Here is a 21,123-nt window from a genome sequence, read left to right as displayed (position 1 = left end):
GATCAATGTCGGGTTTTTTCTTATGAGTTGGAGAACTGCGCAATCAAACTGTTGATCTTCTCTTTTTCCTCATAAAATGCTCCGTGCCCGCTGTTTGCAAACGGAACCAATTCCGACTGTTTGATGCCGCGCTTCAATTCTTTCGCAAAATCAAACGGCGCAATTCTATCCTTTCTCCCGTGCAGAATCAGCGTCGGCACCTTGATTGCAGCAAGTTCCTTTCTGAGATCTTCGTCTCTTAATGCGATGCCCGAGTGGATCGTCCCGTAGGAGGAGGCCTCCAGCATCAGATTGAGAAACCACTGTCTAAGCTCTGGAGACACTTTTTTCTCAAAAAACTGTTTCCCTAAATCAGCCAGTGTTTTGGGCCGATCAGCTTTGAACAATTCAATCATATCGTCAATATCCTGCTTCCTCATCCCGTACGGATAACCCGGGCGTTTTGTAAACGCGGGGGCCGCTGCAGACAGTAAAATCAGCTTATCAACATCGGCTCCTTCATGCCTTGCCATATAACGGATTGCAATTGCGCCGCCCATTGAAAAACCGGCAAGAATCGCATTCTCAAGCTGCAGCGTATAAATGACTGCTTTCACATCATCGGCCATCGTGTCATAATCGTAGCCTTCCCAAGGGCGGTCAGATTGCCCATATCCCCGTAAATCAACGCCGATAAAACGAAATCCCCTTTTCGGAAGCTCATTCATTTGATATTCAAACATCTTATGATTCAACGGCCACCCGTGCAAAAAGATGATCGGCCTTCCATGTCCGATATCCTCTACAAACAGTGTCACATGCTCCTCGGTTTTGATGTAATGCCCCATTCCGCATTCCTCCTGTTCCCTTTGGCTTTTTCGGCCTGTAAACGCCTTGACGTATAGGAAGCTTTCCATTTATGCTTACAAAACAAGCGGGCTGCTGTACCAAGAAAAGGCTCTTCACGATTTACTATATGTATCAATTTCCTTAACGATCTATTAAATTGAACCCGGAAGCCTCTGTTTTTCGGGCAGCAAAGGATGTCATGACATGAATAAAATCGCAATTCAAAAACCGAACATACCGGAAAACCTGCAAACCGCAGATTTTCATGATGCCGTGACGCAGGATGATGTAATCAGCATGCATTTGTTTGAAGATTGTACAATCTGCGGCGAAGATATCGAAAGACTCTGTGTGGAAAAAACGGTATTCAGAAATGTCGTCTTTATCGATGTGTCTTTTCGGCATATTGAACTGACCGATGTGATCTTTGAAAAATGCGATTTATCAAACGCCGATTTCAGCGGGGCTGTCATTCACAGAACTTCAGTTAAGCAGTCAAAAATGGTTGGAATGAATGTGGCGGAAGCAACGCTCCGGAATGTTTCATTCGAGGAATGCCACGGACATTTCAGCTCATTTTCGTATTCAAATATGAAACAAGTTCGATTTGATCACTGTGCTCTTATGCAAAGTGAATGCAGCGATACGGTGCTCCAGCAGACACACTTTGACGGATGCGAATTGGAAGGCGCCAGCTTTACCGGCACGTCCCTTCAAAACATGGACATCAGCACGTGCCGTTTTGAACAGCTTCATGTCTCCCTCGACAAATTGAAAGGCTGCAAAATCGCACCTGAGCACGCGATTGCCTTCGCCAGGTCACTGGGAGCTGTCATCGTATAACCAAAGCTTAGGACATCATCAGGCGGCGTGCTGTTTCAGCTGCCGCTTTAATGCCAGTTTCCAAATCTCCAAGAGATGCATAGGAATATGACAGCCTGATGCTGTTTCGGTCTTCACCGTCATAAATGCAGCCGGGATTCACAAGCACCTGCCGTTTCAGCAATCCATAAAAGAAACGGCTGACAGGCAGGTTTTTGTGAAATGTCACCCAAATATAAAAGCCGCCTGCGGGAATCCGCCACGTGGCAATGTCCCCGGCATACCGCTCGAGAAAATGAACGGCGGCGTCTCTCCTTTCTTTAAGCTTCCTGCGTACCCAAGTCAGATGCTCTTCATAATACCCCTGTGACAGCCACTCGGCAGCCGCCCACTGGGACAGGCCGCTTGATCCGTAGTCTGTCTGCATTTTAATGTCCGCCAGCCTTTCAATAACCGGCTCCGGACCGGCAAGCCAGCCGATTCGCAGACCAGGGCTAACCGTTTTTGAAAACGTGCCCAGATACAGAATATTGCCCTCATGATCCATTGCTTTCAACGGCTGCGGAGGTTTTTCTTCAAACCATAAATCACCGTACGCATCATCCTCAATGATGGGCAGCTGCTCTTTTTTTGACAGGCTGATGATCTCTTTCCTTCGCTGCTCTGACATGACTGTGCCTGTCGGATTATGAAACGACGGAATCGTGTAAAGCAGCTGTCCTCCATATTGTTTTCGATTAGAAGAAACAAGCCCCGCTTTGACCCCTTCATCATCCATCGGCAAGCCGCGAAGCCGCATCCCAGCTGATTGAAATACATGCAAGGATTGAAGGTAGGACGGCTTCTCCGTCAAAATGACAGAATCTCGTTTTAAAAGTCCAATTGAGATGAGCTGAAGTGCCTGAAGTGCACCGGACACAATTAAAATTGCAGACGGTGACACATGGATCTTCTTTCCTTTTAAATGGTCGGCCACTGCCTCCCGCAGCTGACGGTTTCCTTTCGGCTGCTCATATCCTAAAGACAGGACGCCCGGATTGATTTGCTGAAACATCCGTCCAATTGTGTCAGCAGGCACAAGATCCGGTGAAAGTTCTCCAGTTCCTAATCTGATGATATCCGCTCTTGGTTCGTTCTGATTAATAGCTTGAATGATGGAAGAATTGGCGCGATGAATGCCCGAACGGACGTAATCGCTCCAATCAAGCGGAGGCTCAGCCGCCAGCACGCTCCAAGTACTGTTTACAACCTTTGTACCGCCGCCTCTTCTTCCCTCTAACAAGCCTTGAGACGTGAGTTCATCTATGGCTGCTGTGACTGTGCTGCGGTTGACCTGAAACATGCCGGCCAGCGTTCTCTGTGAAGGGATTTTCGTCCCTACAGCCCACTCTCCGTGAAGAATCTTGTCTTTCATATATTGTTCGATCTGCCGATGCAGCGGAACATCTGACTTTCGGCTTGGCTTCCATTGCGACAAGGTCATGCCCCCCTTTTTTCACATTATACATTTGGCTGGCTCCATACCCAACCAAATGGCTGGAGACTTTGGTAAACTTCTCTTTTATGATTGAAAAAAAGATGTGAAAGGAGCTTTTTTCAGCATGAATGCAATCATTCACGGAATTGTGCTCGCGTTTGGCTTAATTTTGCCGCTGGGTGTGCAGAATGTGTTTATTTTTCAGCAAGGCGCGTGGCAAAAGCAAGTTTGGCGAGCACTCCCCGCCGTCATCAGTGCTTCAGTCTGCGACACCCTGCTCATTGTATTAGCCATTGCAGGCGTATCTGTCATTGTGCAGCAGCTGCCCATGTTTAAGGCAGCAATGATGGCTGGCGGATTTTTATTTTTGCTTTATATGGGATGGGTGACTTGGAACAGCCGTCCAAAGACAAGCCAAGATGAGAAACATGCGTTTACAGCAAAAAAACAAGCCGTGTTTGCGGCCGCTGTTTCTCTTTTAAACCCGCATGCCATTCTGGACACGATCGGCGTCATTGGCACGAGCTCTCTTCAATATTCGGGGCTTGAGAAATGGCTCTTTATGGCCGCCTGCATCGCTGTGTCTTGGATTTGGTTTATCAGCCTTGCGATAGCGGGCCGGCTGTTTCAGACGATAGATACGAGCGGCAGGCTAATGGTGATCGTAAACAAATGCTCTGCAGCGGTAATGTGGGCAGCGGCAGGATATTTTGGGGTGTCACTCTTTTGCAATTGAAGGAGAAACAAATGAAAAAAACGAATTTCTTAGAAAAGGGGGCATACTGATGACTGATGCAAAACAGTTTTATGACTATCATTCTTGGGCAAACAAGAAAATATTTACCCATATCGAAAACCTGCCGGAGGAAACTGCCTATCAAGAAGTAAAGAGCGTATTTCCTTCTGTCAGCGACGTGCTGCTTCATATGTGCAGGGCTGACTACATTTGGCTGAATGTTCTTTCGGGAGTGGCCTACCAAGAGATTATAGACAGCGCAGGCAAATTAGAGTCCGCGCAAGGTAATATGGCAGCGATTAAACAGCACGCTGCCGAGCTGGAGTCACAGTATCATGATTTCTTCAGCCGCCAGACGGACTTAGAACAGACCTTCACAATGCAGCATCCGAAACTAGGTACACTGGAATCAACCTATGCAGACACCATCCTGCATGTCGTCAATCACGGCACTTACCACAGAGGAAACGTAACCGCCATGCTGAGACAGCTGGGCCATTCTGGCGCACCTACTGATTATATGTACTATTTATATGAGAAAAGAGAAAGCAAGGGCTAAAAATGTCCTTGCTTTTTTTTGCGGAAAGCCTAAAATGCAACATATTAGCTTTTACATACCTGTATAAGCGCGCTTCACATCTAGCTGTACCGGCCTGCCGCTTCGAAAGGAATTGGTTGCGGCGATACCCACTTCTAAATTGATCGTCGCATCAATATCTGTCACAATCGGTGTTTTTCCATTCCGGACACACTCGGTGAAATGCTGAAGCTCCAAGCAGTAGGCTTCATGAAAACGAGTTTGAAAGTCTGGAATGATATCAAAACTGCTCCCTTTAGCCGATAGGATGGTCACATGTTGATGTCTCAATGTCCCTATGAAAATACTGCCCTCTGTCCCGATAACCTCCGCCCGGATGTCATGTCCGTATGGAGAGGTTCTGCTTGCCTCGACGTCCCCCGCTGCGCCGGAGTCAAATTCAATATACGTCAGCGCCTGATCCACATCGCCATACTGCTCCATAAACGGATTGTTCAGAATCCTGCCGTGTCCTGAAACAGAAGTAATTTCCGCCCCTAGCAAATAACGGGCAATATCATAGTCATGGATGGAACAGTCAATAAAAATCCCACCGCTGTGTTTGATAAATTCTGCGGGAGGCGCGCCTTGGTCGCGCGTAAAGCCTTTATAATAGATAGGTTTGCCGATTTCTCCAGCGTCGATCCGCCGTTTGGCATCTGCGTATGCTGGATCGAACCGTCTCATAAAGCCGACTTGGCAGATGACACCTGTCTCCTGCACTTTTTCAGAAACTGCTCTAGATTCCTCAAGGCTTAATGTCAGCGGTTTTTCAACAAAGATCTGTTTGCCGTTCTCGGCAGCTTTGATGATCATATCACCATGTGTGCTTGTCGGCGTTACGATAATGACAGCGTCAATGCCGGTATCTTCTAACACTTCATACGGGTCCTCTGACCATTTTTCGATACCGAGTTCTCTGGCAACCTGCTCCGCTCTCCCTTTTAACGGATCACCGACACAAACCAGCTTTGCCCCCGGCACACTGGTGACGAGATTTTTCGCATGATAATAACCGAGCCTTCCTAATCCCAATACTGCGCACCTTACTTGATGTTCCACGTCCCATCCTCTCCTTTATCTCATTTCGGGCTCGCTTCGGGAAAGCGCTTTCTCTTAACAGCTAAAAAAACAGCGGTTCTATCCGCTCTGCCATTTTGCGCAAGCGCTTTCTCAAAAGATGGTTTCATTTTACACTGCCTTTGGTTTACACGCAATATGTTTTTTTGGCTTCAACTGTCATAATGAAAAAACCCGCTCATTAGCGGGCTCATGTGTTGAGCGGTGATGTAGAATGTCTGACTACAAGCTCAGGCGGGAGCACTATTTTTTGTTTCGCCTTTCGTTTTCCCTCTATTGCTTCTGCCAGCAGTTCGATGACGCTCCGCCCCATCTCTTTTATCGGCTGGGCTACGGTTGTCAGGGGCGGAGCCGCCATTTCTGCGAGTATCGTATTATCAAAACCAATGATAGAAAGATCATCCGGCACTTTTATGCCTCTTATTCTCGCAGCTTGTATGGCGGCACAAGCCAATACGTCGTTGAAGGCAAAAATAGCAGTCGGAGCGTTTCTGTCGAGCAATTTTCCCGCTTCTTCCTTGCCGCTTTCCAAGGAAAACCGCGTCTGGATGATAAGTGATTCATCAATGGGCACGCCCGCTTCCTCCATCGCCTGACGGAAGCCTTTGATTCTATTTTTTTCGCCTGTCGTTGACCCGTCTCCAATAATGCAGGCGATGTTCGTGTGGCCGAGTGACAGAAGATGCTTGGCAGCCTCATATCCGCCACGAACGTCATCTATCACAACAATATCCATCGGAAGAAGCGGCTTATCCTGAGAAATCATGGCAATCGGAATGTGTTCACTGGCGATTTCCTCCAAAGCAGACATACTGTCATGGCTTTCAATCCCTGTTGCAAAAATAATGCCATCCACCTTTTTCTGTTTCAGCACAGAAAAATACTTTGTTTCTTTTTTCGGATCGTAATCGGTGCTGCAAATCAACATTTGAAAACCGAGCTCATCCGCTCTTTCCTCAATGCTTTTGGCCAGTTCGCCGTAAAACGGATTTGAAATATCAGGCGCCACGAGAGCAATCATATTCGTTCGTTTTCCCGTTAACGCCGCGGCGTGAACATTGGGCGTGTATGCCATTTCATTCATGACATTCATGACCTTCTGCCGTGTTTTATCGCTGATTCTCCCCGTATTGTTAATCACACGCGACACAGTTGTGATAGAGACACCCGCCGCCTTTGCCACATCGTAAATTGTTGTTTTCATGTTCATCCCTCGTCTGGTTATTGAACTTTCCGGCTGACAATTTTCCGGTATTCAATTGGTGAAATGCCTTCTATCTGCTTAAAGAGTTTTGAAAAGTATGTCGGATCTTCCATTCCGACCGTTTCCGCAATAACGCCCATTTTATCATTTGTAGAGGATAAAAGACGCTTCGCTTCCGTCATTCTCACCCGGTTCGTGTATTGTGCCGGAGTTACGCCGAGCACCTGCTGCATGCAGCGGCTCACATAATCCTGATGATAGTGAAGGGCGAGCGACAGATCCTTGATTGTCGTCTTTTCCTTATAGTGCTCCTGTAAGTACCGGGCCGCCTCCCAGGCTACCCGCTCTTTCGCAGACGGTATTTGGAACGCTTCTTTTTGAAGATGCAGCATTAGCTCCTCAAATAAGATTTGCTTTCTGAGGGGCAAATCAGAGTTTTCCGCGGAGTAATCGATCAGCTTTTCAAACTGCTGCGCCATAAACTGCGGGCGCTGCACCTTGCCTTTTCTCGGCAAAGCCAATCCGTAGCGGGCCGGCTCTTCGAAGCTCCCTTTTTCCTGCTGAAGCTCAGACCAGTTGCTGCCTCCCTTTGCCGTAAATTCATATCGATGTTCATCGAAGTGAAGCCAATAGTAGGAGGTTGCTTCATCACTGCCCTTCGTCCCGTAGTGTTCAAGACCGGGAGAAAGCAAGATGTACTCGCCGCCTTCAACAGAAAACGATGTTTCATTTTCCGTTATATATAACGTTCCCTGTTTGACATATATCAGATCAAACACGGAGAATACACGTTTCACATGGGTTTCTCCTTTTTTAAAAACCCCTTCCCCAGCTGCGATAAATACCGGAAAAGGCGGGACTGTAAACAGGATGCGAGGCATTTGAATCATCCTCCTTTTTAAGTCGGATTTTTACAAGAAGTATCGTTTCTATCCCTTTTTATTATAAGGAAATGGAGGTACACTTTAAAACGTTGATTTTATTTACGAAAGGGGTTAGACACTATGAAACAAGCTGTCTTCAAATCAACTGCTTTGAAAAAACCCGCTGACAAAACGTTCTCATTATTTTCGCTTACTTGGCCGATCTTTATTGAGGTCTCATTATATATGTTTATGGGTAATGCCGATACACTGATGCTCAGCCAATACTCGGATAACAGCGTGGCAGCAGTCGGCGTCAGCAACCAGATTTTAAATTTAATTATCGTGATGTTCAGCTTTATCGCAACAGGAACGACCGTTATCATTTCACAATTTCTAGGCTCACGGCAAAAGAAAGAAGCCATGGAAGTCGCTTATGTGTCAATCGGCGCCAACTTCTTCATCAGCCTGGCCATCAGCGCCGTCGTCTTTTTCGCAGCTGTACCTCTGCTTCATATGATGGGATTATCAAACGCACTGATGCCTGATGCGAAAGTCTTTTTACAAGTTGTCGGAGGTCTGTCCTTTATTCAGGCTTTAATCATGACATTCAGCGCGATCTTAAAAAGCTACGGCTATACAAAAGATACAATGTTTGTCACTATCGGCATGAACATTTTAAACATTGCCGGAAACTTTGTTGTGATTTTCGGTTTGTTCGGCTTTCCTGTTCTCGGCGTTGCCGGTGTGGCCATGTCCACATCTATCGCCCGCGTCATCGGATTAATCGCGATGATTGTGATTGTCAACAAACGCATCCAGCTGAAGATGTCGCTGAAAAAAGTCTTTCATATGCATAAAGAGCATTTGCGCAAGCTGCTGAAAATCGGCATTCCTTCTGCTGGAGAGCAGCTTTCATACAACCTTTCGCAAATGATTGTCACGTATTTTATCGCCATCATGGGTGCACAGGCGTTGACAACAAAAGTGTATACGCAAAATATTACGATGTTTATTTTGCTGTTCGGCACTGCGATCAGCCAGGGTACACAAATCTTAATCGGCCGTTATATCGGCGGCAAACAATTTGATGCCGCTTATGAGCGCTGCATGAAGAGCTTATATTGGGCACTCGGAATTGCTGCGGCTACCTCTGTTTTGATGACGATCTTTTCAAAAGACCTGATCGGACTCTTCACACAAAGCCCTGACATTATAGCAACTGCAAGCCTATTGATTGCCATGACCATTATCCTTGAACCAGGCCGCTCGTTTAATGTCATTATCATTAACTCTCTGCGGGCCGCGGGGGATGCGAAATTCCCGGTTTACATGGCAATGATTTCAATGTGGGGCATCGGCCTCCCGCTTGCTTATCTTTTCGGCATCCACCTCGGTTTCGGTCTTGCCGGCATTTGGATTTCTTTTATCGCGGATGAATGGGTCCGGGGAATCTTAATGTACAGAAGATGGCGCTCACGTATCTGGATACAAAAAGGTATGGCGTAACACCCGGCTCAATCAAGGCCGGGTGTTTTTTAGATATCAGACAGAATCTGCTTCACTTCGGTCTCTGTGAAAGCGAAGTGATGTTGAAATACATCGTGCTGCTTCGCCCGAATTTTTTCTAAAACAGCCCGGTGCAAATGAAGAGCGGCTTTCACCGTTTTTTGAGAATACTGCGGAAATAGCGGCAAGGCATCCTGACACTCTTCAAGGTAGGCTTCTGTTTCAAAAGCGATATACTCCCACGTCATTGTGAACGCTTTATTTACGGTGCCTTTTTGGAGATCAGCCTCTGTATAGCCGAATTGCTGCATTACCTGACGGGGAATGCGGTTTTTTTGCTGATCTGTGCCAAGATCACTTAAGAAGCGAACCAGCTGTATGGCCAAGCCGAGAGAGACGGCTGCTTGTTTGAGCTGATCTTGTTTTCGGCGTGTCAGTATCGGCAGCAGCATCAATCCGGCAGCACCGCCCGTCCGATATGCGTACATGAGCAGTTCATCAAGGTCATCATACGGCTTGGCGTCTTCTTTTTGTGCGGCAATAAACTCCCGAAAAGGTTCGCTTTCCAATGTAAAGGTCCGATACGCATGATCAAAAGCCTTCCATAGATGTTGATTACCGTTATTTGTCCTTTGGTAAACATGATCAGCTTTAGCTTCAAATGCGGGCAATACCTTTTCGTCTGCACTGGCCGCCGTGTGGCAAAACGACAATACTGCCCAAGAGGCTTGTCTTTGCTTTAGTGGGAGATATGATAATGCTTTGAAACAGGCTGGCGCGTATTCGCCAACAATCTGTCCGCATTGCTGGTAAGCTTCTTTTATCTCTTTCATTTTCTCACTCCTATGTATCACTGCTTCTTCAAGTCTAGTATGTTTTTTCCTAATTGTATATGAAGAAAATGCCGATTCTTACTTTGTAAAAGTAACAAGACGCACAGCATCATCGACGAGATATGCATTATTATTTTTAATGCCATACAACAGGTAGAATGTAAACATTTCTCAATCATCACTTCAATAATAGAGGAATCACGGAAAAAAGGGCTAATTGTTATGATACATGATAGTATTGGAGTGAGTTCAGTGATAAAATTTTTTGAATATAACTGGCAGGTTAGAGATCAATGGTTTACTTGGTGTCATCAACTAACCACTGAAGAATTACTTAAAAACCGTCTTGGCGGAGTAGAGAATATTTTATATACCCTTTTTCATATTATTGATGTGGAATATAGTTGGATTCGTGCTATCCAAGGAAAAGAAGATATCGCTGTTCAGTTCGCTGATTATCAAACACTCAATAAAGTGAAATCTCTCTCAAATACATTCCGAACTGAAATAATTGATGTTTTACAAACACATTCAGATCAAATAAAAGATGAACTTGTAAGCGTTCCTTGGGAGACAGGTGTTTTATATACGCGAGATGAAATATTACACCATATCATTGCTCACGAAATTCACCATATTGGTCAACTTTCTGTATGGGCTAGGGAATTAAAGTTAAGCCCGGTATCAGCTAGTTTTATCGGCAGAACATTAAAACCTATTCATTCTTATTGAAGGAATGCGGGCGCAATTCGATAGTGCGTTGTACAAAAAAGGATAGATAGAGCATATATTTCCCTGCTCATCTATCCTTCTTATTTAAATCTATACATCTCTGGCTTTTAATCACATTTGTATTGAACCTACCTCTCGTCAATATCAATGCGATACGCTTCAAACCATGTATGAATTTGAGCAAGATGGGCGATCAGCTGAGGCCCCTTCATGAGCTGCCCGAACCACGGCACCTTGAAGGAGGAGCCTTCCGTTTCTAAAAGCTGATCTAATTGTTTTCTGTCCAGTAAGGTATGGAGCACGGAGTCCTTTTGGCTTCTGATCGTTTTCAGCCATTCGCTGACGCCTTTTGTATATTCCGGATGATGTGTTTTCGGATACGGGCTTTTTTTGCGATACAGAATGTCATCAGGCAAAATACCTTCAAGCGCTTTGCGTAAAATGCCTTTTTCCCGATTATCATGCATTTTCATTTCCCACGGAATATTCCAAACATATTCCACAAGCCGGTGATCGGCGAACGGCACCCGCACTTCCAGGCTCGCCCCCATGCTCATGCGATCCTTCCGATCCAAAAGGTTCGTCATAAACCAAAGCATATTTAAATAGAACAGCTGTCTTCTTGCTTTATCCACACCCGTTTCACCATCTAATAATGGCGTTTCTGCCAAGGTTTCTTCATATTTGGCATTTACGTATTCTTTCAGATTCAATTTTTTCTGCCATGAGTCAGAAAGCAGCTTGATCCGCTCCTCCGTTGATCTCATCCATGGAAAGCCAGACTCAACATCTGCCGTATGGAACCACGGGTACCCGCCGAAAATCTCATCCGCGCACTCTCCCGATAGGCTGACGACAAAGTCCTTTTTGATTTCCCGGCAAAACCACAGCAGGGATGAGTCGACATCCGCCATTCCCGGCAAGTCTTTGGCCAGTACAGCTTCCTCCAAATGATCAACGAGGTCTTTTTGGCTGATGACGCATTTGTGGTGCGTTGTGCCGAAAGCCTCTGTCATTTTTTCAATCCATGGTCCGTCATCATTCGGCTGAAAAGCGCTTGCTTGAAAATATTTATCGTTCTCTTCGTAATCAATCGAATAAGTATGAAGCGGTGCTTTTCCTTCCTTTTCAAAATGGCCCGCCGCAATCGCTGTAATCGCGCTTGAGTCCAGACCGCCTGATAGGAATGTGCAAACAGGCACATCCGACACAAGCTGCCGCGTCACCGCGTCCTGAAATAACGATCTGACATTGGCAACCGTGTCATCAAAACTGTCCGTATGTTTTTCGCTTTCAACATTCCAATAACGCCAAATATTAAGTCCGTCTTTGGAAAATGTCAGCGCGTGAGCCGGGCGGATTTCTTTTATACCTTTAAATATGCCAGTGCCCGGGGTTCTGGACGGTCCAAGACCGAAAATTTCAGAAAGTCCCGTTCTGTCCACTCGCGCTTTTATATCAGGGTGCGCGAGGATTGCTTTGATTTCCGACCCGAAGAGAAATGAAGAGCCTTCCTTCGTGTAAAAAAACGGCTTTACACCGAGACGGTCTCTCGCGGCAAACAGCAGATTACGCTTTTCATCCCACACAGCGAAAGCGAATATGCCATTGAGATGGTCGACACAGTCTTCCTGCCACTCGATGTAGCTGTGCAGAAGCACCTCGGTATCTGACGTACGCTCGAATTGATGGCCCCGCGCCCGCAATTCTTTGCGCAAATCTTCCGTGTTATAAAGCTCGCCATTGTAAATAATGGTGTACGTATCCCCTTTATAGGTACACGCCATCGGCTGGCGTCCGCCTTCAATATCAACAACCGCAAGTCTTTTATGTCCGAATAAAACATGGTGCTCTCCCCAAACGTTTGAATCATCAGGCCCTCGTTTGGAAAGAGTGTCTGTCATTCTGTCCATCGTTTGTTTTTCCTGGACGAGCTGCTTTTTAAAATCGACCCAACCCGTAATTCCACACATGTGACATCAGCTCCAATCCCGTTTCTTTCGTAACAATTTCGTTTCTTTCAGCACCTTAGTAAGTTTATGCATCTATAGGCAGATAGTTGATTTGTCCATAAAAGAGTTGTATGGGACAGGCTTGAATTGGAAAGAAAAGAGAGGAATGAAGAAAAAGGAGACAGCATGGATGAAACGGAAACAATTGTTATATACAGAGGAACGAAAGTGGGAATACGGCACCATCCTCATTGAAGACGGCATCTGCTTAATCGAAAACGGTGAAGGCGATATACTGCTGGCGGACAGTCTCCAACACAGCCCAATCTGGATCCATCATAAAGGAAAGTGGGAGCAAGCCGGCTTTCAGGACAAGTTGGTTTTGGCATGCGGTGCAGAAAACATCTCCCTTTCCGGCGGAGAACGCATCCGCTATGAGAAATCAGTCAAGCGGCCGCTCATGGCGCTTTTGGATTCGCTTGACGACGAAACCTTTCTCGCATTTCTGCAGCACTTGCACAGCTTTGGCTTATCGGTATTCGATTGCGTCTTTTCTTATAATAAAGGAGTCTTTTCGAATACTTCGGCGGGGCAGGGTGTGTCCTTTTATCACTTTTCAAATGACACCGCACAATGCGCGATGCAGCATCACTACAGCAGCGAAGGGACAGGAGACCGTTTTGAATGGACGGCTTCAAACGGAAAGCGATCCATTATGTATTCAGCAGTCCAACGGGGGCGCAAATAAAAAAGCGGTGCATCGAGCACCGCTTTTTGGTTACTTTTCAACAACAACTTTTGCTTCCTTGCTTTCTTTTTTATCTGTATCCACAGCCGTGACGTACAGCACCGTTCCGGCTTTTTGTTTTTTGATTTTCACCGAAAACGTTCCTTTTGCGTCAGCTTTGGCAGAAGCAATGACTTTCTTTGATTTGTTTTTCACTCTGATCATCGCTTTGCTGTTTGCCTTCCCTTTTACTGCCGTATCCTTCGTTTTCACAGCGTTTACTTTCGGTGTGCCGGAAGGTTTTCCTTTGACGACGACAACTTTATACGATGTTTTCGCATCGCCTTTTGTTGCTTTCACATACAGTACTTGATCCTGTTTTTGAGTCGCGATATTCACCTTGAACGCATTGTCTTTTCCGGCTTTGGCGCTGCCGAGTTTCTTTTTGCCGTTCATCACCTCGATAAGTGTGCCTTCCTTCGCGTTTCCTCTGACAGCTGTTTGAGTGCTTTCCAGCTTGTTGACCTTAAGCTGTAAATCAGCTGCGCTGACAGCCTTCATGACGTTCAGCCGCCCGTAGCCTGAATGCCAGTCTACACCAGGTGTCTTCGGAATTTCAATCGGATCGCCATAATCGTCATACAACTCTTCTTCTCCGCCATCGACACTTTCAAAGGAAATATCATCTGCCGTCTTTTTCAACATATCCTCAACTTCTGTTCTTTTCAGCTTAGGATTTTGAGCAAACAGCAATCCTGCAGCAGCGGCAGCATACGGCGTCGCCATAGACGTTCCGCTCATGTACGTGACATTTCCGTTCGGCACTAAGCTCGGGATATCAGACCCTGGAGCAGAGATGTCCAGACCTTTTCCATAGTTAGAGAAATCAGCGGTCATATCCATGCGGTTCGTTGCGCCGACTGACATCACATATTTAGAAGATGCAGGATAAGATAAGGCATTTTCTCCATCATTCCCGCTGGCTGCGGCAATCAAGACATTTTTGTCAGCTGCGTACTTCAAAGCAAATTCAAGCACGCGGCTGTAGCCTCCGCCTAAACTTAAATTAATCACCTTTGCTCCTTTGTCAGCAGCATATTTGATGCCGAGAGCAATTTGTTCAGTATCTCCGGAACCTGCGGAATCAAGCACTTTTACAGGGATGATTTTTGCTTTGGCATTCAATCCAGTCATTGAATAGCCGTTATCGCTTTGGGCTGCAATAATGCCTGCGACATGCGTCCCATGCCCCTGATCATCCATTGCATTGTTATTTCGTCCGACAAAATTGTGTCCGAGATCTGTTCTTACTTTTCCTTTTAAATCGGCAAGCGTACTGTCTACGCCTGTGTCTACTACTGCAATGAGTGTATCGTTAAGCTTGCGTTTGGACAGCAATGTGTTGGCAGGCTCATATTTCACATCCGCATTTTTGACACCGCCGTTTTCACCGTTGTTTTTAAGCGGCCATTGATAAGGGTACTGAATATCGTTTGCCAGGCTTTTGTATTCCTGGACGGGTTCCGCAAACTCTACATTGGACATCTTGGATAGTGTCGCAGCAGCGCTTTTGACCCTTTTGGCGCTTGCCGTATATGCGCCGTTCTGTTTCTCATCTTTCGGAAGTTCAAATGAATACAGATTGTCAAACAGTTTCTTTGCCTTTTTCACATTGGATATGTCTTTTTTCGATTGCGCGCTTGCAGAAAAGCCCTTCATTTCATTATGTACGGATGAGAGGCTTTTATTGTCCTTCACCTTGAAAATAACCTTTGTTGTCTGAACTTCACTTTTTGCTGCAATATTGTTTTCTGTTAAAATGGTTCCGGCTGTTTTGCCTTGCAGCTGCTTCATATTTAGTCGGTCCGCTTGTTTCTTTATCTCCTCTTTAAGGAATGACGGGACTGATTGTAAAGCTTTATCATATAGCCGGTTGATTGCTTTTTGATCCTTTTCAGTGACCTTATACGAAGATGATGCTCCGTTTTCTGACACATCGTCAAATAACGGCTTTAATGTCACAAGATCCTGATAGATTTCATTTCTTGCTGTTTTATTGAGTGCGAGTTTTGCAACGATAAACGGTGCTGCTTTGTAATAAAGGCTTGTCAGTTCTTTGCCTTCTGCTGTTTGGCTCAGCTGCTCATCACGAATCGATCTCAACTTATCCAGGATGCCTTTTCCTGATTTCTTCTGATCGACACTCATTTCAACCGGACAAGCTTCTTCCTCTTCTAAATCTGACGGCTGTTTTTTGGTGCCTTTATACCCAATCGTATACTTGGCTTCTGCAGCTGCTTCTGCCGTTCCGCCGTCCTCTGGCTCTTCTTCTCCGAGGTATTCAACTTTTACATAGTAAGGGCCGCTCCACGCGTATGGAAAAATGACTTCGCTTTTTCCATCCTCCGCTGTGAAAGAACGGTACATCTCAAACGTCTCATCTTTAAGCGCTTTTTCCTTACTTGGATATACAGATACATTCAGTACTGAATCACTCTTTACGGTCAGTGCCATATGTGAGTTTTTCTGAATATCCGTTGCTCCCGGGGTCACTTTGTACCATTTCACCTGTTCCGGCTCCTTCATGGCGCCTGTCTGCTCTTTGCCGTTTTCCAGAGCAGCCGCCTGATCGATCGCGCCGGCCGCTGCAGCTTTGGTTCCCGGAGAAAAAAGGCTGAAAATCAGTGCAAAAATAAGCACTGCCGCCACAACCGAGCTGAATTTTCTGCGTTTCATGTTATCCCTCCTGCAAAATAATGAATCTCCTTGAAGGTATCATAATTTCATAGGACGAGATACCGCTTACAGGGAATTTTAAGGTTATTTTAAATGATTTGGAATATAAGGGGATAAATATAAAAAAACCCAACTCTATCAAAGAGCCGGGTTCATAGGTTTTTCTATTAAAACAATTGAAAACCGATTGGCAAATGCAGACCGAGCAGCACTGTCAGCAAAAGGACAACGACGAAGCCGATCCACAGGCCTCCTGTTGATTTTTCTTTTTTCTTGCGGATGAGGAGCATTTCCATCAGGCCGATGGTGATAATGCCCAGAATCATTTTGCCGGCGTATTCTCCGTTCCAGTTGGCGAAACGGACAAACAGCTCAGCTCCTGTCAAAATAATAAGGATATAGAATAACCGCAGAATCATATGAGTGATTTTTGCGCCCTTTGCACTTCCTGACGAATACAGCGAGTAGCTGACGAAAAGCAGAATCAGCGCTACCACCCATGTCGTAATATGTAGGTGTGTCATATATGTTCCCCCTATCAGATAAATTACCCCACTTATAGTACCATGAACTTGTCCTCTGCCACAAAGATGATTATCAGAAAAAACGGGCGGGTCCGGGTCCGCCCTCCAGTTTTATTCAGCCAATTTGGTTTGACAGCGTTCCGATCGGGTCAATTGTAATATCAATTTTGTCACCTGACCGCAAGAATTTTGGAGGCGTAAACCCCTTGCCGACACCAGACGGCGTACCGGTGGCAATGATGTCGCCCGCTTCAAGCGTCATCCCCTTTGAGAGGGTTTCAATTAATTCCGGAATGGAAAAGATCATATCGCTTGCCGAACCGGATTGGCGCAGCTCGCCGTTGACTCTTGTTTCAACCTTGAGGCGCTCTGGCTCCTGAATCGTTGATTTATGTACAAGCACGGGCCCCATCGGACATGTCGTATCCAAGCTTTTTCCGATAAAAAACTGCTTATGCCTTTTTTGCAGATCACGCGCCGTGATATCATTCACAATCGTATATCCGAAAACATGGTCATATGCATCTTCTTTTGAAATGCGGGTCCCGCTTTTTCCGATCACGACAGCAAGTTCTCCTTCATAATCAAGCTGAGAGGTAACCTCTTCATGGCTCTTTACGATATCACCATGCCCCGTAACCGTTACCGGCGATTTTGTAAATACCATCGGATGCTCCGGAATATCAGCCTCGCTTCCCATTTCAATCGCGTGATCCCGGTAGTTTTTGCCGATGCAGATGATATTTTTTGATGGCTTCGGAATGGGTGCATGGAGCTTCACCTCAGATAATGAATACATAAATGATCCCAGCTCATCATTCGGTTTCTTTGCCCACTCGGCCAGCTGCCTTGCATGCGCAACGAATTTATCCCCTTCTGCGATACATTCAATCAGCGATCCCGGAATCGTCTCAAGTTCAAACAGTTTTTTTTCAGCCTTCTGCAAATCCATAATTTTCTCATCGTCAATGATCAGGCCGACAAACATTCGGTTGTAAAGTTCCCCTGTCGCAAATTTCATGTTATTCCTCCATCATCTTTTAAATCAGAATGCTCCTTCATGTATTCTCTGTCGAATGCTGAAATCCCTTTTTCTCCTTTCCGTTTTCATTTCGTTTCAGGACGGGCTTGCTCTACATATCATACAAATGTCGTTTTGAGAAGGAGGAAAGAATATGGAGCGCGTGCATTTATTTTTTCATCGGGAGCAGCTAAAAAGGAAAGGTACTGCCAAGGGGCTTTTCGTAACAGATCGATCTGTTTCTCCCATTCTTCTCACACAGCGTGACAGAGCGGAAAAGGCATCCTATGAAATCAGCTGGGAAAAGTCTCTGCTTGGTGAAAGGACACTTTTTTTGAATGCAGAACAGGATGATCCGTCCCTGATGCGGCGCAGACTCGCCTATTGTTTTTTTGACAAGATCGGCGTACCTGCTCCCGCTGCCTCGTACAGCTTTCTGACCATCAATGGCCAGCCTGAAGGCATTTATTTGAACATCAAGAACCATCAGCCAGCCAGTAAAACGAGTTACGGAGTGAAGACGGCCGATCCAAGGGTTCCGTTGTCCCTTTTTAACAATGATTCCTCGGCATTCTTACATGAATTTTTCATACTGATCCGCACAGCCGGAGATGACGAATTGGCTGAAAGGATTAAATTGTATCTGAATGTCAAGCTGTTTTTTTTGTGGCTGATCGGCAACGCCTGCACCAATCAATGCTTTTACTACACATTTTGTTTAAACGAATCCGGCCGGCTTTACGTTTCCCCGATGGAGACAAGATCGCTTGCCGTACAAGAATGGTATGAAGAAGACCCGCTTCTGACAAAAGGAAAGACGCTTTCGTCAAGGCTTCTATCCATTCCCGCCTTCAGGTCGCAATATCACACCTTAATGAAAAACGTGCTGAAGCGGTCGTTTACTATTGAACGATTATCTCCTCTCATCAACGAATGGCACCTTGACATTTGTCAAAGTGCTGCTGATGATCCTTTTATCAAAAAAAGCCCCTTTCAGATCGAAAAGGAGCAGACAAACATACTTAGAGAAATTGAGGAACGGCAGGACTTTTTGCAAGCACACTTAGCAAGACTTTAGTCCTTTCTCCATTAAAAAGGCCGCAGCAAAAATTGTCGCTTTTTTAGTCAAATTGACGAAAGGCAACCTTTTGAGCCAAAATAGGTTATACTAACGATATCCTGTATTTATATCAAAATAAAATCTAGAATTGGAGATAGCGTAATGAACAGTAAAATTGAAGAAATGAGGATCACACTAATTGAAACCGCACAAAAATACGGCATGAATTCAAAAGAAACGATTCAATGCAGCCAAGAGCTGGATATCCTGCTGAATACCCGGATTAAAGAAGAAATGATTTTTGGGAGATATCTTGAAAACTCCCGTATGTAAATCATTTTCTATAACAATTAGAATACACCACATGTAACTCCGCTTTTTGCTCAGCACTTCTGGGATATACCTCAGGGCGAGAATGTGCCCGCCCAAAAATCGAATACCGCAGCACGACATACTCCAAAAAGCATTCTACACGCAAAAACATCAAAGAAATAAACAAAAATCACCATAGGCGGATAGCGGCATCCTTCGCCGCATTTCCGCTCAATTTATACCCAACATCCTCTTTTGCCATGTTTAAACATAACGGCCCGAAAAAATAAAACGCTTTCATCAAGAGCCGATATGTCCCCTTTAAATTTCTCTCACACATATGTGCGTTTGTCATAAGCTATCGTGAATAGCCCAATTGAAATCAGAATTGTCATTTCACTTTACCTGTCTTTTTTTAATTTTTCAACAAAGGATGTGCTCGTATGCCGGCCATTGTCGGAGCGTTTAAAATTAATGCGATTGGTACGAGCGGAGTCGTTCACATCGGGGACTGCATTACGATTTCTCCTCAGGCTCAGGTCAGAACGTTTGCCGGTGCTGGCAGCTTTAATACCGGCGACAGCCTCAAGGTGATGAATTATCAAAACGCTACGAATGTGTATGACAATGATGCGGTTGATCAGCCGATCGTGGCCAATGCGTAAAAGGAGTGAGGCTCATGAACTTCTATATTAATCAAACCATTCAAATCAACTATCTCCGGCTGGAATCAATCAGCAACTCCTCCATTCTGCAAATCGGGAGCGCCGGATCAATCAAGTCACTGTCAAATTTGTATAATACAGGAAGCTATGTAGAACCGGCACCAGAAGTTTCTGGCTCAGGGCAACCGCTCCAGCTGCAGGAGCCCGACACAGGTTCATTGGTCCCGCTCCAGCCTCCTGGCCGTTAATCATATGAAAGAGGTGAAGAACATGTATGATCAATCTGTTTCCTCTTACCTGCAAAACTTGAATTCCTTCGTTCAGCAGCAGGCGATTCACATTCAGCAGCTCGAACGTCAGCTGAAAGAGATTCAAACTGAAATGAATACGATGAAACAGCGGCCGGCCACTACCATTGAGCGTGTGGAGTATAAATTTGATCAGTTGAAAATCGAAAGGCTCGACGGGACTTTGAACATCGGTTTAAATCCGACTGACCCGAACAGCGTCCAAAACTTTGAAGTCAGCCAGTCGACACCGCAAATCGGGATGATGCAGCAGGAAGAGAGCGCTCAGCTCATGCAGCAGATCCGCCAGAATGTCGACATGTACTTAACCGAGGAAATCCCAGATATTTTGGAACAGCTTGAAAACCAATATGACAGCAGACTTGACGATACAAACAGACATCATGTTATTGAAGACATCAGAAAACAAATGGACAGCCGAATCCATTATTATATGTCCCATATCAAAAAAGAAGAACATACACCGCCTGCACAATATGCAGAACATATCGCTGAGCATGTGAAGCGTGATGTCATCCGCGCTGTAGAACACTTTCTGGAGCATATTCCATCAGAAATGAAAGGAGATGAGCAAGCATGATCTTTACAGTCATCAACCGCAGCTTGGAAGTCGGGGACATCCGGATGAACGGTGTGTCCAGTTCCTCCGTTTTCCACATCGGAGACACTGAATCCATTTACCTGTCTTCTATTTTTGATACACCGCCTGAATCTCTTATTATTGGGCCGTTTGCTCCGCTTGCGCCAGAATAATGCTTAAACGCATATCGCGCATCAGACTAGTTAAGTTTAATTCCCTCGGGATCGCAAGTGTGTTTCAAGTTGGCGACACAAATGAAATCGATATGAGTGTAAAAGTATTTGCTGTGCAGCGTTCTCTGTCCACGTTTTACCATAATGAAGGCTCATTTAACAAAAAGGAGTATCAGATCTTTCAGCAGCAGGCCGTGAAGCCGCTCCCCGAAACAGGTGTACAAAGCGCTTTTTGCCACGAGGTGCCGGCTATTTATGTTCGCAGCATCAAAATTCAAGGGGTCTCAGCCTCTTCTGTTTTACATGCCGGATCAGCTTCGCTTATTCGCGGTGATGCGAGACTCAAACATATCAGACAGATTCAGTCTCCGCGCTCACAATCGCCCGCCAAGAACATATAATAA

22 protein-coding genes and 1 pseudogene are annotated in these 21,123 nt (G+C 45.5%); 13 read left to right on the top strand and 10 right to left on the bottom strand.

Annotated elements, in window-relative coordinates; genetic code table 11:
* Positions 1-20 precede the first annotated feature (20 nt).
* Complete coding sequence (locus MHB62_RS05795) at positions 21-827, bottom strand: alpha/beta fold hydrolase (protein ID WP_003245141.1); 807 nt, start codon at positions 825-827, stop codon at positions 21-23.
* 205 nt (positions 828-1,032) lie between these two features.
* On the opposite strand from MHB62_RS05795, the gene MHB62_RS05790 reads away from it, so the two are divergent.
* Positions 1,033-1,671: a pentapeptide repeat-containing protein gene (locus MHB62_RS05790; RefSeq protein WP_032721312.1), complete on the top strand. Its 639-nt coding sequence runs from the start codon at positions 1,033-1,035 to the stop codon at positions 1,669-1,671.
* Positions 1,672-1,678: 7 nt separating this feature from the next.
* On the opposite strand, the gene MHB62_RS05785 is transcribed toward MHB62_RS05790, so the two are convergent.
* Positions 1,679-3,133 carry a PLP-dependent aminotransferase family protein gene (locus MHB62_RS05785; protein ID WP_080287601.1) on the bottom strand — a complete coding sequence of 485 codons (1,455 nt, stop codon included), beginning with the start codon at positions 3,131-3,133 and terminating at the stop codon, positions 1,679-1,681.
* An 80-nt stretch (positions 3,134-3,213) separates the two neighbouring features.
* Between MHB62_RS05785 and MHB62_RS05780 the strand changes: the two are divergent.
* Positions 3,214-3,863: pseudogene (locus MHB62_RS05780) on the top strand (LysE family transporter).
* Positions 3,864-3,912: 49 nt separating this feature from the next.
* The gene (locus tag MHB62_RS05775) at positions 3,913-4,422 is read left to right on the top strand and encodes a DinB family protein (protein WP_029317591.1); all 510 of its coding nucleotides are present in this window, start codon (positions 3,913-3,915) and stop codon (positions 4,420-4,422) included.
* 51 nt (positions 4,423-4,473) lie between these two features.
* Here the strand turns inward: MHB62_RS05775 and iolX are convergent, their stop codons facing one another.
* From iolX to MHB62_RS05760, 3 genes are all read right to left on the bottom strand, one after another.
* Positions 4,474-5,502 carry a scyllo-inositol 2-dehydrogenase gene (gene iolX / locus MHB62_RS05770; RefSeq protein WP_032721310.1) on the bottom strand — a complete coding sequence of 343 codons (1,029 nt, stop codon included), beginning with the start codon at positions 5,500-5,502 and terminating at the stop codon, positions 4,474-4,476.
* Positions 5,503-5,710: 208 nt separating this feature from the next.
* Positions 5,711-6,724, bottom strand: a complete 1,014-nt coding sequence (degA, locus tag MHB62_RS05765; RefSeq protein WP_015715647.1) for a transcriptional regulator DegA — start codon at positions 6,722-6,724, stop codon at positions 5,711-5,713.
* Positions 6,725-6,741: 17 nt separating this feature from the next.
* Positions 6,742-7,605 (bottom strand): AraC family transcriptional regulator, encoded by an 864-nt coding sequence (locus MHB62_RS05760; RefSeq protein ID WP_003245539.1) that lies wholly within the window; start codon positions 7,603-7,605, stop codon positions 6,742-6,744.
* 123 nt (positions 7,606-7,728) lie between these two features.
* On the opposite strand from MHB62_RS05760, the gene MHB62_RS05755 reads away from it, so the two are divergent.
* Complete coding sequence (locus MHB62_RS05755) at positions 7,729-9,096, top strand: MATE family efflux transporter (RefSeq protein ID WP_014476390.1); 1,368 nt, start codon at positions 7,729-7,731, stop codon at positions 9,094-9,096.
* A gap of 29 nt (positions 9,097-9,125) precedes the next feature.
* Here the strand turns inward: MHB62_RS05755 and farP are convergent, their stop codons facing one another.
* Complete coding sequence (gene farP / locus MHB62_RS05750; protein ID WP_404978347.1) at positions 9,126-9,950, bottom strand: farnesyl diphosphate phosphatase; 825 nt, start codon at positions 9,948-9,950, stop codon at positions 9,126-9,128.
* A gap of 231 nt (positions 9,951-10,181) precedes the next feature.
* Here farP and MHB62_RS05745 point away from each other — a divergent pair, with 231 nt between their 5' ends.
* Positions 10,182-10,661 carry a DinB family protein gene (locus MHB62_RS05745; protein WP_021479592.1) on the top strand — a complete coding sequence of 160 codons (480 nt, stop codon included), beginning with the start codon at positions 10,182-10,184 and terminating at the stop codon, positions 10,659-10,661.
* A gap of 128 nt (positions 10,662-10,789) precedes the next feature.
* On the opposite strand, the gene asnB is transcribed toward MHB62_RS05745, so the two are convergent.
* Positions 10,790-12,634, bottom strand: a complete 1,845-nt coding sequence (asnB, locus tag MHB62_RS05740) for an asparagine synthase (glutamine-hydrolyzing) (protein ID WP_032721307.1) — start codon at positions 12,632-12,634, stop codon at positions 10,790-10,792.
* Between the two features lie 145 nt (positions 12,635-12,779).
* Here asnB and MHB62_RS05735 point away from each other — a divergent pair, with 145 nt between their 5' ends.
* A complete protein-coding gene (locus MHB62_RS05735) occupies positions 12,780-13,361 on the top strand; it encodes a DUF2777 domain-containing protein (RefSeq protein WP_072692655.1) in 582 nt (193 codons plus the stop codon).
* Between the two features lie 30 nt (positions 13,362-13,391).
* Here MHB62_RS05735 and wprA read toward each other — a convergent pair whose 3' ends face one another.
* The 3 genes from wprA to MHB62_RS05720 form a co-directional block, all read right to left on the bottom strand.
* Positions 13,392-16,076, bottom strand: coding sequence for a cell wall-associated protease WprA (wprA, locus tag MHB62_RS05730; RefSeq protein WP_032721306.1), 2,685 nt, complete (start codon positions 16,074-16,076; stop codon positions 13,392-13,394).
* A gap of 167 nt (positions 16,077-16,243) precedes the next feature.
* Positions 16,244-16,600 carry a YisL family protein gene (locus tag MHB62_RS05725; protein ID WP_024573535.1) on the bottom strand — a complete coding sequence of 119 codons (357 nt, stop codon included), beginning with the start codon at positions 16,598-16,600 and terminating at the stop codon, positions 16,244-16,246.
* 115 nt (positions 16,601-16,715) lie between these two features.
* Complete coding sequence (locus MHB62_RS05720; RefSeq protein WP_003233084.1) at positions 16,716-17,621, bottom strand: fumarylacetoacetate hydrolase family protein; 906 nt, start codon at positions 17,619-17,621, stop codon at positions 16,716-16,718.
* A 154-nt stretch (positions 17,622-17,775) separates the two neighbouring features.
* On the opposite strand from MHB62_RS05720, the gene MHB62_RS05715 reads away from it, so the two are divergent.
* From MHB62_RS05715 to MHB62_RS05685, 7 genes are all read left to right on the top strand, one after another.
* The gene (locus MHB62_RS05715) at positions 17,776-18,699 is read left to right on the top strand and encodes a CotH kinase family protein (protein WP_032721302.1); all 924 of its coding nucleotides are present in this window, start codon (positions 17,776-17,778) and stop codon (positions 18,697-18,699) included.
* Between the two features lie 144 nt (positions 18,700-18,843).
* On the top strand, positions 18,844-19,014 hold the full coding sequence (gene yisI, locus MHB62_RS05710) for an aspartyl-phosphate phosphatase YisI (protein ID WP_003233086.1): 171 nt from the start codon (positions 18,844-18,846) through the stop codon (positions 19,012-19,014).
* Between the two features lie 422 nt (positions 19,015-19,436).
* Entirely contained in the window at positions 19,437-19,658 is a 222-nt protein-coding gene (locus MHB62_RS05705; RefSeq protein ID WP_003233088.1) for a spore germination protein, read from the top strand.
* 14 nt (positions 19,659-19,672) lie between these two features.
* Positions 19,673-19,906, top strand: a complete 234-nt coding sequence (gerPB, locus tag MHB62_RS05700) for a spore germination protein GerPB (protein WP_003233090.1) — start codon at positions 19,673-19,675, stop codon at positions 19,904-19,906.
* 22 nt (positions 19,907-19,928) lie between these two features.
* The gene (locus MHB62_RS05695; RefSeq protein ID WP_014479393.1) at positions 19,929-20,546 is read left to right on the top strand and encodes a spore germination protein GerPC; all 618 of its coding nucleotides are present in this window, start codon (positions 19,929-19,931) and stop codon (positions 20,544-20,546) included.
* Positions 20,543-20,719 carry a spore germination protein GerPD gene (gene gerPD / locus MHB62_RS05690; protein ID WP_003233093.1) on the top strand — a complete coding sequence of 59 codons (177 nt, stop codon included), beginning with the start codon at positions 20,543-20,545 and terminating at the stop codon, positions 20,717-20,719. Before MHB62_RS05695 ends, gerPD begins: the two co-directional genes overlap by 4 nt.
* Complete coding sequence (locus tag MHB62_RS05685; RefSeq protein WP_010886467.1) at positions 20,719-21,120, top strand: spore germination protein GerPE; 402 nt, start codon at positions 20,719-20,721, stop codon at positions 21,118-21,120. The genes gerPD and MHB62_RS05685 overlap by 1 nt, the downstream gene beginning before the upstream one ends.
* Positions 21,121-21,123: the final 3 nt, after the last annotated feature.

Origin of the sequence: Bacillus sp. FSL K6-0255, from assembly GCF_045040725.1 — a bacterium.
Taxonomy (GTDB): Bacteria; Bacillota; Bacilli; order Bacillales; family Bacillaceae; genus Bacillus; species Bacillus subtilis.
This window is presented reverse-complemented; position numbering and strand designations above follow the sequence as displayed.

What these genes read in the sequence shown, in the direction of transcription:
- MHB62_RS05760 (WP_003245539.1), bottom strand. Translation starts at nt 7,605, where the DNA reads ATGCCTCGCATCCTGTTTACAGTCCCGCCTTTTCCGGTATTTATCGCA.
- MHB62_RS05790 (WP_032721312.1), top strand. Translation starts at nt 1,033, where the DNA reads ATGAATAAAATCGCAATTCAAAAACCGAACATACCGGAAAACCTGCAA.
- degA (WP_015715647.1), bottom strand. Translation starts at nt 6,724, where the DNA reads ATGAAAACAACAATTTACGATGTGGCAAAGGCGGCGGGTGTCTCTATC.
- yisI (WP_003233086.1), top strand. Translation starts at nt 18,844, where the DNA reads ATGAACAGTAAAATTGAAGAAATGAGGATCACACTAATTGAAACCGCA.
- asnB (WP_032721307.1), bottom strand. Translation starts at nt 12,634, where the DNA reads ATGTGTGGAATTACGGGTTGGGTCGATTTTAAAAAGCAGCTCGTCCAG.
- MHB62_RS05720 (WP_003233084.1), bottom strand. Translation starts at nt 17,621, where the DNA reads ATGAAATTTGCGACAGGGGAACTTTACAACCGAATGTTTGTCGGCCTG.
- MHB62_RS05755 (WP_014476390.1), top strand. Translation starts at nt 7,729, where the DNA reads ATGAAACAAGCTGTCTTCAAATCAACTGCTTTGAAAAAACCCGCTGAC.
- MHB62_RS05735 (WP_072692655.1), top strand. Translation starts at nt 12,780, where the DNA reads ATGAAGAAAAAGGAGACAGCATGGATGAAACGGAAACAATTGTTATAT.
- MHB62_RS05715 (WP_032721302.1), top strand. Translation starts at nt 17,776, where the DNA reads ATGGAGCGCGTGCATTTATTTTTTCATCGGGAGCAGCTAAAAAGGAAA.
- MHB62_RS05705 (WP_003233088.1), top strand. Translation starts at nt 19,437, where the DNA reads ATGCCGGCCATTGTCGGAGCGTTTAAAATTAATGCGATTGGTACGAGC.
- MHB62_RS05685 (WP_010886467.1), top strand. Translation starts at nt 20,719, where the DNA reads ATGCTTAAACGCATATCGCGCATCAGACTAGTTAAGTTTAATTCCCTC.
- MHB62_RS05775 (WP_029317591.1), top strand. Translation starts at nt 3,913, where the DNA reads ATGACTGATGCAAAACAGTTTTATGACTATCATTCTTGGGCAAACAAG.
- MHB62_RS05795 (WP_003245141.1), bottom strand. Translation starts at nt 827, where the DNA reads ATGGGGCATTACATCAAAACCGAGGAGCATGTGACACTGTTTGTAGAG.
- wprA (WP_032721306.1), bottom strand. Translation starts at nt 16,076, where the DNA reads ATGAAACGCAGAAAATTCAGCTCGGTTGTGGCGGCAGTGCTTATTTTT.
- gerPB (WP_003233090.1), top strand. Translation starts at nt 19,673, where the DNA reads ATGAACTTCTATATTAATCAAACCATTCAAATCAACTATCTCCGGCTG.
- gerPD (WP_003233093.1), top strand. Translation starts at nt 20,543, where the DNA reads ATGATCTTTACAGTCATCAACCGCAGCTTGGAAGTCGGGGACATCCGG.
- MHB62_RS05725 (WP_024573535.1), bottom strand. Translation starts at nt 16,600, where the DNA reads ATGACACACCTACATATTACGACATGGGTGGTAGCGCTGATTCTGCTT.
- MHB62_RS05695 (WP_014479393.1), top strand. Translation starts at nt 19,929, where the DNA reads ATGTATGATCAATCTGTTTCCTCTTACCTGCAAAACTTGAATTCCTTC.
- MHB62_RS05785 (WP_080287601.1), bottom strand. Translation starts at nt 3,133, where the DNA reads ATGACCTTGTCGCAATGGAAGCCAAGCCGAAAGTCAGATGTTCCGCTG.